Here is a 13,217-nt window from a genome sequence, read left to right as displayed (position 1 = left end):
AGCATCTTATCAAAAAGCTTTTGATATGCCAGTGGAAAATATCACAAGCTGATCCGCTTTGGTCTCAATCGACCATCACCAACAAATGACTTGTCAAAGCCAGCCAGTTCGCGACAATGAAAAAAGGAACAACCGGGTCGCACCAGTTGAGAAGTGAGTTTTACAGATGAGCGAACCAGAAGCGGCAACAAAACCAGCCAAGAATGGCGGAACCAATATCAGCCGCATCGCGCTGATCTTCGCTGCCATATTGGCAATCGGTGCGGTGGGTGTGCAAATCTATCGCAGCATGGATGGCGAAACGTCTGGCAGCGACAACGGGGCCGAAGTCGCGACTGGTGAAACCGAACAGGCCCCGAGCGTCAACGAAGTGATCGCGGGGCTTGAGAAAAAGCTGCAGGATGATCCCGAGGACGCGGAAAGCTGGCGCATGCTCGGTTGGAGCTATTTCGAAACCCAGAAATTTGCTGAATCCGCTACAGCCATGAAACGGGCGACGACGCTCGATCCCAAAAATCCCGAATATTGGTCGATGCTAGGGGAAGCGCTGGTCATGGCCAGCGATGGTCAACAGGTGCCAGATGACGCCGCAGATGCTTTCAAGAAGGCAGTGGCACTGGATAAAAGCGATCCTCGCGCGCGTTATTTCCTGGCGGTGCAAAAGGACATTTCCGGCGACCATCAAGGCGCGATTAACGACTGGTTTGCACTGCTCGAAGATACGCCCGCCGATGCCCCCTATGCCGCTGACATTCGGCGTGTGATCGGACAAGTGGCCGAGAAAGAAAATATCGACGTCGCCGCCCGTCTAGCAAAAATTACGCCTGCGGCTCCCACAGGCGGGATCTCCACCGACGGCCCGCAGGTCGCGACAGCCGCTATTCCCGGCCCCAGCCGCGAACAGATGCAGGCCGCCGCCGCCCTGCCCGCTGGTCAACAGGAAGCAATGATCGCCAATATGGTGGATGGCCTCGACAAACGGCTGCAATCCAACCCCAATGACGCCAATGGCTGGATCATGCTGATGCGCAGCCGCATGCAATTGGGACAGACTGCCAAGGCGGAAAAAGCGCGGGCTGACGGGCTGGAAGCTTTCAAGAATGACGGTGCAGAAGCGAAGCGTATCCGCGAAGCCGCATCGGCTTTGGGCATTGGCGGATAGGCTAGAGGCAGCGGCGGCAATGCGCACCTTTTCTATTCGGCAAGCCCGTCGATAAATGCGTGCACAATTGGTTCAATTTCTTCAAAATCAAACCCCGCTTCCACTTTAAGAGCTGCCCCATCGAGCATGGAACTAACCAGCTCAACCAGCGGTTGCAGAGCCAATGGCTTTATTGCTCTATGTTTGAGTGCCGATTCCAGCCCCTGACGCAATGACAGGCGCGTAAATTGATCTTCAATTTCCAGAAGCTCTTTTTGACCAAGAACAGATGGCCCTTCGATCAAAATGGTTCGCGCACGGCCTTGTGAAGTAATCGCTTTCACAAAGGCGCTGGACCCTGTTTTCAGCATATCAATCAAGCTGTCAGCGTCTTCGGATTCGCGATTAATCTCGATACCCACTGCTTCGCAATCCTGTTCCACCACAGCGCGAAACAGATCCTTCTTATCCGAAAAATGATGGTAGAGTGCCCCGCGAGTCACACCCGCTGCTTTAACAATCTCAGGGGTCGATGTGGCGGCGAAACCCTTTTCGACAAATAATTTCTTTCCAGCTTTTATCAATAGTTTGCGGGTCTTTTCCGTGCGCTTAGCGTTGGATATCGCCTTTTTCTCTTGCATACATACAGCCTGTTTGTTACCTGTCATTAAACATACAAACTGTATGTATTGAAAAATGAGAGGTGAAGCAAATGAAAACGACCAGCTATTATCCCGTTATCCAGGTGACCGACGTTCAAGAGAGCGCGAAATTCTATATTGATAACTTGCGGTTCAAAGCCGTGTTCGACAGCGATTGGTACGTGCACCTGCAATCCGAAGAAGATCCCGGCGTCAATCTCGCGATCCTGCAATTTGATCATGAAACGATCCCCGAGCCTATGCGCCAGGAAACCAGAGGGTTGATTTTGAATTTCGAAGTTGAAGATCCCGATGCCTGGTTTGATCGGGCCCAACAAGCCAACATGCCTATTCTCAAACCACTGCAAGATGAAGAATTCGGCCAGCGCCATTTCATCACCCACGATAATTCGGGAATTTTGATCGATATTATCAAACCGATTGAACCGTCGGATGACCATCTCGCCAATTATACCGATCCATCAGCCATCGCCGCTTGATATCGCTACTTTGTGCCAACCAAAGGAAAAGCCAATGACCAGTCAAAGCCGATTATGCGCTGTCATGTATGCACTGATTGCAACCGTGACCATTTTGACATTTGTTCCCGGAATCATGACAGCTTCTGCTGCCTAATTGGCAGCGAAATCCGGGTCCCAGCGCGAAAAAAGCATCCCGACCGATATATTGGCCGGGATGCTTTTGGATTTAAAATACCAACGATCAAAATAATCACGCAAAGACGCCAAGCGGCTGAGTTGTCCCTCCTCGGCGGCTTTCGCGTCTTCGCGTGATCACTCCCCCTGAAGCTATAGTTCTAGTTCATTCCTATAGCTTGATACCTAAGCCAACGCCGACCACGATCGGATCGAGATCGATCTTTACACGCTGCGTCCCCGCATCAGTTGTACGCAGGGTCGCCGTTGTATCGATATCGAGATATTTGACGTCGAAATTCAGCGAAAACCGGTCATTGATCGGAATATCAAAACCCGCCTGCAGTGCGTATCCGAAACTGCTCTTCAGGCTGACATCCGTTTCACCAACGGCGGCTTCCAAGGCATCGCTCGCATTCTCACTGTAGAACATCGTGTAGTTGATGCCGGCCCCGATATAAGGCCGGATCGCGGCATCAGGGGCAAAATGATATTGCGCTGTCAGGGTTGGCGGCAACACCCAAGTGGATGCCAGACGCCCGATACTTCCAGTAGTACCGGTGACACCGCTGGCGCTATGCTTGGTGGTCGCGGCAATCAGCTCAAAGCCGATATTGTCGGTCGCCATATAAGTGATATCCACTTCCGGCGCAGGGCTGTTATCGACGCTTACCTGCTCACCGGGGAAGGCAGGCAGGATTGAGCTGCTTTCCTCGCTTGGCATCACGTTGATGGCACGGACACGCACCAAAATATCGCCTTGCTCGGCAAAGGCCGGCACAGAAGTAATGGCCGTGCCCGAAACCGCAGCAAGGGCAAGAAACTTTGTCATTTTACGCATTGGAAAATCCTTCTTACTTGGTTCCCAATGATGGTTAGGAAGAGCAGGAAGGAGCCGCATTGATCCATCGCAACAATATTTTTGATCTGGGTCAAATGCAGACCGTTTTTGGTATTTCTTCTGTCCTACAAAGGGCTGCCTGTGGCATGGTTCGCGCTGGCTCTTTGACAATTGAGAAGATGCTCACCTGCCTACCTAAAAGGGAGTGAGAATTGTGTGAACTTTGAATTATTATTGCTCAAGAAAAAGGCCCAAAGGACTATGTGCATGTTGTGAACTTCATTGGAATTTGGCGGGTTATTCCTCTCCCCGCTGAGGGAGAGGACAGATTTGCTTGCAAACTTGTTTGCTAGAAAATCTTGGTGAGGGGGTAGAGAGTGCTCATCAAGCGATCCCCCTCTCCAACTTCGCTAGGCAGACAAGCTGCCAAGCTCTCGTTTCCTCTCCCTCAAGGGGAGAGGAGGATTGTGGCTACCGAAAGAGAGGTTCGCCAAAGCTGCGCAGTTTCCGTGAGTGCAAAGTCCCGGCATCTGCTTCCTTCGCAAGCAGGTCAATCGTTCGCAAACCTATCGCCAAATGCTGACCAACCCGTTCCTGATAGAACGCGTCCGCCATTCCGGGCAGCTTAATCTCTCCATGAAGCGGCTTGTCCGATGCACAGAGCAATGTTCCATAGGGCACTCGGTAGCGATAGCCATTGGCCGCAACCGTCGCCGATTCCATATCAATGGCGATAGCGCGGGACTGATTGAGGCGCTTGGCGATTTGCTCGAAACGCAGCTCCCAGTTGCGATCGCCGGTGGTCACCACCGTACCCGTGCGCAAATGTTGTTTCAGTTGCGACTGATCAATGCCTGTTTCTTCCTGAACAGCTTTCGTCAGCGCCAATTGCACTTCGGCAATGGTCGGTAGCGGAATGCTCGGTGGCAAAACGTCGTCGAGGACATTGTCATCGCGTAAATAAGCATGCGCCAAAACATAGTCGCCCAGTCGCTGCGTCCGGCGCAATGCGCCGCAATGCCCGATCATCAGCCAGACATGAGGGCGCAAGACGGCCAGATGATCCGTGATTGTTTTGGCATTGGACGGGCCAACACCCATGTTGACCAAAGTCACACCAGGGCTGCCATCCTTGCGAACGAGATGATAGGCTGGCATTTGCGGTGGCTTGGCGATCGGCGGACAGGATGGCTTGCCATCTGCGCCTGTAATCCGGTTGCCTGGTTCAACCAGCATTTCCGCCTTGCCAGATTCAACCTCTTCCAACCCAAATTCGATAAATTCATCGACATAGCGCTGATAGTTTGTGAACAATATAAAGGGCTGGAAATATTCTGGATCGGTCGCGCAATAGTGACGGATGCGGTGCAGTGAATAGTCCACGCGCTCGGCAGTGAACAGGGACAGTGCGCTGTCGACATCATCCTGAAAAATCTGGCCGCCGTCGACAATCTCGTCATTGGTCTTAACCAGATTGGGTGTGTGGAAATGATTGGGCAGGGCATCCTTGCGGTCTCTGTCGAGCCCACCTGCAGCATTTTCAATTGCGAAAGCCAATGGGATGGGTGTGTCAGACAGACCGACATGGATCTTCGCCGTGAAGATGCGGTTGATCCGTTCCAACTGATCCAGCAGATACCGGCGATAAAGCTTGGGCTGGCTGATCGTTGTGCTGTAGCAATTAATGTCGGAAATCCGGCCCGATGCTAGATTGCTGGTTTCGGTTGCCTGATCGGCCGGGATCTCAACCGAAATCATCGGATAGACCCCCTGCTCGCGGTCGCCATCGGACAAATCGCCCTTGGCATAACGGGCAAAACGCTCGGTAATCAGATCTATTTGTTCTTGGTAAAGTTTCTCGAGAAGAGCGACGGCCGCTGCCGGGCTATCGCAAAGCGCCAAGGATTGGCGTGGGGAAGAAATCGTCATGTAGTCTCCGTTTACAGTTACAGGCCTGTAACGGAAAATGGCGCAAAAGGGAAAAACTAAGTACGAGAAAGGGCAAAAAAATGCGCAGCAGCTAAAAATTCATCCTTTTTGATCGCTCGATTTTGGGAGGCGAGATCGTCACTTCCCCATTGCTCCTCCTGCCAAAGCTCTTCCAGATTCATGAGCGGCCATAGTGTTTCACTATCATATGCGCCTTCGATCAGCGCCAATATCGCGACCAGTGATCCAGCGAGCCCAACCAGAGACAGCATGGCCGCAAGCGCAAAATCATCTTGTGCTTCGACAGCTTCGGAAAGCCGGACGATGGTTTGCTTCGATTGCGACTGATGCATGATCCCGTATGTCAAAGTAAAACTGACATCATAGCGTTGACGCGCCCATTCGAGCAGCGGATCCCACTTTTCAGCCTGATGATCGATCAATGCCTGCTGACTATCATCACCGCGATAATAGAGCATGTCGCTGTCCGCAAAAGCCGCGATGCGTCCAACAATGCGCTCCCGTTCGTGAGCAACCTGGTCGAGCGCGCCTTGGGCTAGCGCAGTTAGCGGCATGGTCGCTGGGTCAATCTCGTCACCTTGTCCGGCCCACTCTGCGGCAATCGCGTCGGCCAGCTGAAGGGTAGGAAGATGGAGCGGATTGCGCGCCGGCGTTTTTACGGGGCGGCCATCCAGATGAATTGCAAAACCGCTATCGATCGCAGCGCTAGCAGCCTGTTTATAGAATTTTTTCATCGGCCGCTTCTCTTTCGGCTTCTTCGGCTACCCGCCGTTTGACGAAAGACCGCACCATCACAAATGGGATAACCCAGGTCTGCGCAAGGCCAAGCACGACCAGTACATAACCGACTGCAGCGGGTATTCCGGCCAACCGTCCCAGAGCGATAGCGATACCCAGCATCAATATCGCTATGCCGAGCAAGCGAATGATGCTGACCATGAAATGCAATGTCTTGGCCTGTTTTTCCTTTTCCGGATCAGCGACATAAATCGGATCGTCATATTTTTCCGGTTGCTTGGTCATTGATTGAGGGCCTCGTAAAGTTCATCCATCGTCTCGGCGACGATTTGTGCTCCTGCGGTCAGCAATTCATGACTGTCATGATAGCCCCAATCCACCCCAATTGGCCGAACAGCAGCATTGACACCCATTTCCATATCGAAACTGGTATCACCGATCATGGCAGTGGTTTCTGCCGCTGCCCCGGCCTCGCTGATCGCCAGCTCCACCATCGCCGGATGCGGTTTTGAAGGATGCCGATCCGCCGTCTGCAAGGTCACAAACCGATCTTTGAGCCCATGGGTTTCAAGAACATGGTTGAGCCCGCGATCAGACTTTCCGGTGGCAACGCCAAGCATCCAACCGTCGCTGTCGAGCCGGTCAATCAGGCCTAGCAAACCATCATAAAGTGGCTCCTGCACTGCGCCCTGTTCCCGCATTGCGAAGAAGCCATCACGGTATGACTGGGTCACAGCAGCGACCAATTTGTCATCCTCACCCGGCAAAAGCTTGCGAACGGCTTCTTGAAGGCTAAGGCCGACGATCCTCCGGGTTTGGTGATGATCGGGCGGAGTCAGGCCGTGGGCAACGAAAGCCTGATCCATAGAGGCGCAGATATTGGCCTGGCTATCGACCATCGTACCGTCACAATCAAACAGCGCGAGCTTGTTCATTTGGAACTAAACTCCCGCATCATATGGGCAACGGCTCGCCGGCCAATCGCATCCAGCGCATCTGCAGCATTGTTACGGGCCTCCGCAGTCTTGTTCTGGCTAAACTTAGCAGTTGGCCGCCACGCCATGATTTCCATCTCGAACCCGACAATCGAATCAACCATCTTGTCAAACTTTCCGGCATCCATTTTGTCACGATTCCAGGGCGTTTTCGGTGCGAGTTTCTCTTCATTCTGAGCAGCGAGATCATCGAGCAAACCGACCAGCCCTTCCCGTTCCATTTCACGAACCGGTCCCTCCAACTCGAGCGACAAATAATTCCAGGTCGGAACCTGATCGTCGATCCCGTACCAATCAGGGCTGATATAGGCTTCCGGCCCATTGATCACACATAAAGCTGTCATTCCCGGTAAAGATTTGGTGAGCGCATTTCCGCGCGATAGATGAAATTGTAGCGCCCCGTCACCTGTCGAAAAAACGGGCACATGGGCGACGCGCGGCCCATCAGGCGTGGTCGCGAATATCATGCCGAAGCCGATTTGGGCAATCAGCGCTTCGAGAGCAGCGCGTTCATCCGCATCAGCATGGTCATTGGCTGACTTGGGCCATCGAAACGCGGGATTAGGATGCATTAACGGCCCTTTCGCTTAACTTTAGCCTTGTGCGGCATGTTTTTCTTATGCGTGGCTTTTCCGGCATTGGGACGATCACGTTTGGTGGGTTTTCCAGCCTTTGCGGGTTTGCCCTTGCTTTCGCCGCGAGCCCGCCTTTCGCCCCGTTTGTCCTTGCGGATCTGTTTAGCGTGGGCTCTTGCCTGTTGCTTGCGAACAGCTTTCCCGCCGGGTTTGTTCTCTTCAAGCGGCAGGTCACCTAGCTCGAGATCCAGACCCAACCCTTCAATTGTTTCGGCAAAATGAGGTGGCAGATCAGCCTTGACGTCCAGCTTGTGCCCATCAGGATGGTCGATACGCAAACGCCGAGCATGCAGATGCATTTTGCGGCTGATAGAACCGGTTAGAAATGCATCTTTCCCGCCATATTTGCCATCGCCCAATATCGGGTGACCGATCGCTGCCATATGCACACGAAGCTGATGGGTCCGTCCAGTGAACGGCTGCAACTCGACCCAGCAGGCCCGGTTACCGGCGCGTTCAATAATCCGGTAGCGCGATTTGGCAGTCTGCCCGTTTTCCTCATCGACATGCATTTTTTCACCGCCCGAACCAGGCTGCTTGGACAGCGGTAAGTCGATCATCCCATCAGCAATTTCCGGGACACCCATGACGATTGCCCAATAAACCTTGCGTGCCGTACGTCCGGAAAACCGTTTTGAGAAAAAGGAGGCGGCACCGGGTGATCGTGCCAGCAGGATCGCACCGCTGGTATCCTTGTCGAGCCGGTGGACCAGCTTCGGCCGTGATTTTGCGTCATAGGCCAGCGCATCAAGCAGACCATCCAGGTGGGTTGTCGTCTTGCTGCCACCTTGCGTCGCCAGTCCTGGCGGCTTGTTGACGACAATAGCGGACTTGTCCTTATGAATGACGAGGTCCTGCGCAAAATCAATCTGGTCCGCCGACAGCTCCGCGCGAGGCTTGGCAACCCGGCCCGGCCGTTCAATTTCTGCGGGCGGTACGCGAATAATCTGCCCTTCATTGACCCGATCACCAGGGCTGACCCGTTTACCATCCAGCCGCAATTGGCCGGTGCGCGACCAACGTGACACGACATTGAAAGGCACATCTTCCATATGCCGTTTGAACCAGCGATCCAGCCTGATGTCATCATCGTCAGCGGACACGGTAAACTGCCGGACATCCAACACTTTCAAGGCCTGCTTCTGCTCTTTGAGTTTACCCTGCCCTTTGGGCTTTTCCTCTTCGGAGCCGCTATCAGCCGTGGGATCAAAGCCGCTCATGCCACTGCCCTCACTGCCATAAGTCCCGCAAATAAGGCGAGCACCGATCCGACCACGGACAGCAATGCATAGCCAAAAGCAATGCCCCAATTTCCGCGCTCAATCATATTCAAAACTTCCAAACTAAAAGCAGAGAAGGTCGTAAACCCACCCAGCAAACCGACACCGAGCAGCAACCGCCACGGCTCATCGACAAAATCACTGCGTGCCAATAGTCCAGCGAGCACGCCCATCAGCAACCCGCCCAATAGATTGGCGATCAACGTAGCATAGGGCAGACCCGTTCCGCCCCAGTGAAAAACCAGCCGCCCGAGATTATAGCGCGCGGCTGCGCCAACTGCGCCGCCAGCCATAACAAGAAGGGTTGCATTCATGAGGCTGCCTTAGTCGGCTTGACCAGAATTTCCAAGAAGATCATGCGTCAACCACAAACGGATAGCTGTCGCCAGGGCCGGTGGTTCCTCAGCGTCCAATCGCTGAACGTCAATTTGCGCCACTAAAGCGTTTATCGGTAGCCCCTGTTTTTCGGCTGCCATCCTTAGTAGCCTCCAAAACAACGGCTCCAGAGTAATAGATGTTTGATGCCCTGCAATCGTAATGCTGCGCTTGACCGGCGGATGGAAAAGATCATCCGCGTCTAAATCCATCCGGCCAGTTCCCGGCGTACCAACGTATCAAGCAGCTTGATGCCGACATCGCTATCATTCAAGCATGGGATATAGGCGAAACGTTCGCCGCCCGCCTCTTCAAAGTCTTCCTTGCCGCGTATCGCCAGTTCCTCGCAGGTTTCCAGACAGTCACTGGAAAATCCGGGCGCAAAAATAGCGACCTTTTTCTTCCCTTCCTGCGCCAGTTTTTCGAGCATCATATCCGTGGCAGGTTCTAGCCATTTGGCAGGACCAAAACGCGACTGAAAGGCTATCGTCAAATCTTGTCCGATCGCTTCCGACAGCAGCCGTGCGGTTTTCTGGCAGTGACAGTGGTAGGGATCTCCCAATTCCAGGGTGCGCTTCGGCATACCATGGAAACTGGCAATCACTGCATCCGGTTCAAAGTCCAGCGCAGCCAGGCCGGTTTCCACACTCGATTTCAGTGCCGCGATATAATCAGGATCATCATGATAAGGCGGCAACATCCGGATCGCTGGCTGCCAGCGCATCGCCTTGATCGCATCAAAGACGGCATCATGCACGCTCGCCGTCGTCGCTCCGCTATATTGCGGATAAAGCGGTGCCACTAATATCCGTTCGCAACCCGCGTCTTTCATCGCCTGCAAGCGACTGGTGATGCTGGGATTGCCATAACGCATCGCCCAATCGACATGGACATCATCCCCATAATTGCCCGCCAATGCTTCTGCCTGGCGCCGGGTGTAGACGGCGAGCGGAGAGCCTTCATCGGTCCACACCAGACCATAAGCATGTGCTGATTTCTTGGGCCGCGTGTTCAGGATGATCCCGCGCAATATCGGCTGCCAGACTATATCGGGGATCTCGACGACGCGCTTGTCGGACAGGAATTCTTTTAAATAGCGCTTCACTGCCTTCTTATCAGGGGCATCAGGCGTACCCAGGTTGACGAGCAACAGACCGATTTTACCAGTCTTCACTGGTGGGTGGCCTTCGGGCAGATGGTCAAGAATTTGCATGTTCATGATGCCTCAGAAAAAAGTGGCAATTGGCGAAGACGAATGCCGGTTGCAGAGAAAAGGGCGTTGGCAATGGCCGGGGCAACGGCGGGTACGCCAATTTCCTCAACACCAACGGGCTCCTCTTCGCTTCGAATAAATTCCACCTGTATGGTTGGAATTTCAGCTAATCTTGGAAGCGCTAGATCGCTGAGGCGCCTGGCATCAGCTATACCGCCGTTGAACCGTGTTGACGATCCCAACGCCATAGCCAGACCAAAAATGATACCGCCTTCGATCTGCTGCCTGGCAATATCAGGGTGAATAATCCGTCCAACATCTACCGTTGCCGAAATGCGCCGTACATTCAATCCGCTTTCGCCGCGATTGGCGCTTACAATAACCGCGATATGCCCCCCACGCATCGAATGGCAAGCAAGCCCCTGACCACTGCCGTCCAGTCCTCCGTCCCATCCTGCCATGGCGGCCACACCCGTCAAGCAGCGAGCCAGTCGCGGCCGACCTGACATCATTTGCATACGGTAAGATAATGGTTCGATCTTTGCCTTCGCCGCTAGCTCATCGATAAATGACTCGACGAAGAAAGCGTTGTAGCTATGCGCATTGCTGCGCCAGTTTCCAGTGGGAGCACCAATATAAGCGGGGTGATGATCAAGCGAGAAATTCGGGATGCTATAATGAACATCCGCGCCTTCCACCGCCTTTGCATCTGCTTCATCGATAGATGAGCGCATAGCAGTTATCTCATCCATTCCGCGTATCACACGCTTACTCTGTTCTCTTGCAGATGCCGGGGCCGCGATCTTGATTTGCAATGCCTGTATCCTGCCAGACTCATCCGTTGCTGCGTCTAACCGAGCAAAAGCAGGCGCACGATAGTGATCGTGCATCATTTCCTCCGCCCGCGACCACATTAATTGTATCGGGCGGCCGACTTTTTCAGCGATAACAGCAATTTGAGCAGCGATCTTGCTATCCAGATTACGCCCAAAAGATCCACCAGCTAACATAGGGTAGAGGGTCACTTTGTCGGTGCTGATACCGATAGCCTCGGCCGCAGCTTTTACAGCTGCAGCTGGTGCTTGTGTTGCCAGCCAAAGCTCCAAACGACCGTCATTATAGTCGGCTGTCGCCGTCCTTGTCTCTATCGGCGCATGCAAAGCCGCCTCGGCTTGATAGCGCGCACGGATATTCTCATGACCATCAAAAGCGGATTTGGTTTCCCCTCGGCTGGCAAATCTTACACCAGGTCCATCTGCCAAAGCTCGCTCAAGCGCCTCGTCCATCTTGTCACTGTCGGGCAACAGACCTGTTGTTTCAAACATCGGGCTCATCTTGTCCAATGCATCATTGGCGGCCCACCAGTTGGTCGCTACTGCCGCGATCCATTTGTCATGCTCGACTACATCCACCAAGCCGATAATCTTGCTTGCGCCTTCACGATTGAACGATTTTAGGCGCGTCGCTCCAATGGGCCCCTGCCTTATCGAGGCATAGACCATGTCAGGCAGGCGAATATCGCCAGCAAAGTTGGCTGAGCCGTCGAGCTTCGAAGGCATATCCAAACGTGGTAAATCCTGACCCACCAGATTATTTGCTGGGCTGGAAAGAAACGGTACAGGGTCCGGTAAATCCTGTTTCACAGCATCCGCGAACAGTTCGCCAAAGCGTAGTTTTTGCTCGCCATTGGAAATGAAACCGTTCTCTGCCGTGCAGGATTCCCATTCGACTCCCCATTTTTCGGCTGCTGCTTTGCTTAGCAACACCCGCGCCGCGGCTCCCGCCTCTCGAAAACGATTGGAATAACCGGGAACAGAGGAAGAATCGGCCGTGACAATGAAATCATTTCGGGTTGCGATATTCTGCGCAATCCAGCGCGCCACCTCTTTCTCAGTCAGATCTGCTGATCCAGCCGGCATCAAAGTCTCCGCCCACTGCTGCGCCAAGTAGTCGTTGGCATAGAGCGGGTTAATTGGCGCCGGCTCCACCGCAACGGTCCGCCAGTCCGCGCCCAATTCATCCGCTAATATCTGGGGCAGTACAGTATAAACGCCCTGCCCCATTTCACTTTGAGGCACCACGACAGTGATTTGCCCTTCTTTCGAAATTTTGAGGAAGGCACCAAAAATCTCTTCATTTTCGGTCGCACTGATATTGGCCTCATATTCCCGCGGCCAAATGGCCCAAGCGAGAACAAGGCCCGTGGCGGCACTACCGCCAATTAGGAAGCTTCGGCGGGAGAAGAGCTTTTTCTTTCCGTCATTATGCTCCGATCCAGCTTGTGTGTCCGGCTCAGTCGGCATTGTCGCCTTTCATCAAACCGAGACGGGGAATTTCGATTTTAGGACAACGGTCCATAACGACTTCCAGACCAGCCGCTTCGGCGCGCTCAGCGGCGGGCCGATTGATAACATTCAACTGCATCCATACCGATTGAGCGCCTATCGCAATGGCGTCATCAACAACGCCGCCCGCCGCCTCTGAATTACGGAAAATATCGACCATATCAATCGCTCCGGATATTGCGTCCAATGAGGATACGACTTTCACGCCATGCAATTCCTGTCCGGCCAATCCTGGATTTACCGGCACAACATCATAGTCTTGATCCAGCAGGAATTTTAGAATGCGGTTGCTGGCACGCTCAGGTTTCGCTGAAGCACCAACAAGAGCGATGCGCTTTGTTTCAGTCAACAGACGGGCGATATCCTGATCAGTTTCCAACGGCATAACAGGTCTTTTCCCTCCCCCT

General features: G+C 53.5%; 15 protein-coding genes. 2 read left to right on the top strand and 13 right to left on the bottom strand.

From position 1 onward, the window contains the following. The first annotated feature begins 166 nt into the window (after positions 1 to 166). Positions 167 to 1,162 carry a tetratricopeptide repeat protein gene (locus tag BS29_RS04795; RefSeq protein WP_229956083.1) on the top strand — a complete coding sequence of 332 codons (996 nt, stop codon included), beginning with the start codon at positions 167 to 169 and terminating at the stop codon, positions 1,160 to 1,162. A 32-nt stretch (positions 1,163 to 1,194) separates the two neighbouring features. Here BS29_RS04795 and BS29_RS04790 read toward each other — a convergent pair whose 3' ends face one another. Then, positions 1,195 to 1,782: a TetR/AcrR family transcriptional regulator gene (locus BS29_RS04790; RefSeq protein WP_229956082.1), complete on the bottom strand. Its 588-nt coding sequence runs from the start codon at positions 1,780 to 1,782 to the stop codon at positions 1,195 to 1,197. Between the two features lie 71 nt (positions 1,783 to 1,853). On the opposite strand from BS29_RS04790, the gene BS29_RS04785 reads away from it, so the two are divergent. Then, positions 1,854 to 2,282, top strand: a complete 429-nt coding sequence (locus BS29_RS04785; protein WP_229956081.1) for a VOC family protein — start codon at positions 1,854 to 1,856, stop codon at positions 2,280 to 2,282. 328 nt (positions 2,283 to 2,610) lie between these two features. Here the strand turns inward: BS29_RS04785 and BS29_RS04780 are convergent, their stop codons facing one another. The 12 genes from BS29_RS04780 to BS29_RS04725 form a co-directional block, all read right to left on the bottom strand. Continuing rightward, positions 2,611 to 3,270, bottom strand: coding sequence for an OmpW/AlkL family protein (locus BS29_RS04780; protein ID WP_407673774.1), 660 nt, complete (start codon positions 3,268 to 3,270; stop codon positions 2,611 to 2,613). A gap of 480 nt (positions 3,271 to 3,750) precedes the next feature. Beyond that, positions 3,751 to 5,208 carry an AMP nucleosidase gene (locus BS29_RS04775; RefSeq protein ID WP_229956079.1) on the bottom strand — a complete coding sequence of 486 codons (1,458 nt, stop codon included), beginning with the start codon at positions 5,206 to 5,208 and terminating at the stop codon, positions 3,751 to 3,753. Between the two features lie 56 nt (positions 5,209 to 5,264). Further along, positions 5,265 to 5,963, bottom strand: a complete 699-nt coding sequence (locus BS29_RS04770; RefSeq protein WP_229956078.1) for an ATP12 family chaperone protein — start codon at positions 5,961 to 5,963, stop codon at positions 5,265 to 5,267. Beyond that, positions 5,947 to 6,252: a hypothetical protein gene (locus BS29_RS04765; RefSeq protein ID WP_229956077.1), complete on the bottom strand. Its 306-nt coding sequence runs from the start codon at positions 6,250 to 6,252 to the stop codon at positions 5,947 to 5,949. The genes BS29_RS04770 and BS29_RS04765 overlap by 17 nt, the downstream gene beginning before the upstream one ends. Further along, entirely contained in the window at positions 6,249 to 6,902 is a 654-nt protein-coding gene (locus BS29_RS04760; protein ID WP_229956076.1) for an HAD-IA family hydrolase, read from the bottom strand. Before BS29_RS04760 ends, BS29_RS04765 begins: the two co-directional genes overlap by 4 nt. Next, positions 6,899 to 7,534 carry an FMN-binding negative transcriptional regulator gene (locus tag BS29_RS04755; RefSeq protein WP_229956075.1) on the bottom strand — a complete coding sequence of 212 codons (636 nt, stop codon included), beginning with the start codon at positions 7,532 to 7,534 and terminating at the stop codon, positions 6,899 to 6,901. Before BS29_RS04755 ends, BS29_RS04760 begins: the two co-directional genes overlap by 4 nt. Further along, positions 7,534 to 8,817, bottom strand: coding sequence for an RluA family pseudouridine synthase (locus BS29_RS04750; RefSeq protein WP_229956074.1), 1,284 nt, complete (start codon positions 8,815 to 8,817; stop codon positions 7,534 to 7,536). Before BS29_RS04750 ends, BS29_RS04755 begins: the two co-directional genes overlap by 1 nt. Then, a complete protein-coding gene (gene crcB / locus BS29_RS04745) occupies positions 8,814 to 9,191 on the bottom strand; it encodes a fluoride efflux transporter CrcB (RefSeq protein WP_229956073.1) in 378 nt (125 codons plus the stop codon). The genes BS29_RS04750 and crcB overlap by 4 nt, the downstream gene beginning before the upstream one ends. Positions 9,192 to 9,200: 9 nt before the next feature. Continuing rightward, complete coding sequence (locus BS29_RS04740; RefSeq protein WP_229956072.1) at positions 9,201 to 9,464, bottom strand: ribbon-helix-helix domain-containing protein; 264 nt, start codon at positions 9,462 to 9,464, stop codon at positions 9,201 to 9,203. Beyond that, complete coding sequence (gene hemH, locus BS29_RS04735) at positions 9,455 to 10,465, bottom strand: ferrochelatase (protein WP_229956071.1); 1,011 nt, start codon at positions 10,463 to 10,465, stop codon at positions 9,455 to 9,457. The genes BS29_RS04740 and hemH overlap by 10 nt, the downstream gene beginning before the upstream one ends. 2 nt (positions 10,466 to 10,467) lie before the next feature. Continuing rightward, positions 10,468 to 12,768: a xanthine dehydrogenase family protein molybdopterin-binding subunit gene (locus BS29_RS04730; RefSeq protein ID WP_229956070.1), complete on the bottom strand. Its 2,301-nt coding sequence runs from the start codon at positions 12,766 to 12,768 to the stop codon at positions 10,468 to 10,470. After that, entirely contained in the window at positions 12,758 to 13,195 is a 438-nt protein-coding gene (locus BS29_RS04725; protein WP_229956069.1) for a CoA-binding protein, read from the bottom strand. The genes BS29_RS04730 and BS29_RS04725 overlap by 11 nt, the downstream gene beginning before the upstream one ends. Positions 13,196 to 13,217: the final 22 nt, after the last annotated feature.

The sequence above is a fragment of the Parasphingorhabdus litoris DSM 22379 genome (genome assembly GCF_020906275.1).
In the GTDB taxonomy this organism is placed as follows: Bacteria; Pseudomonadota; Alphaproteobacteria; order Sphingomonadales; family Sphingomonadaceae; genus Parasphingorhabdus; species Parasphingorhabdus litoris.
Note: the sequence above shows the minus strand (reverse complement) of the source record. Positions and strands in the feature narration are given on the sequence as shown.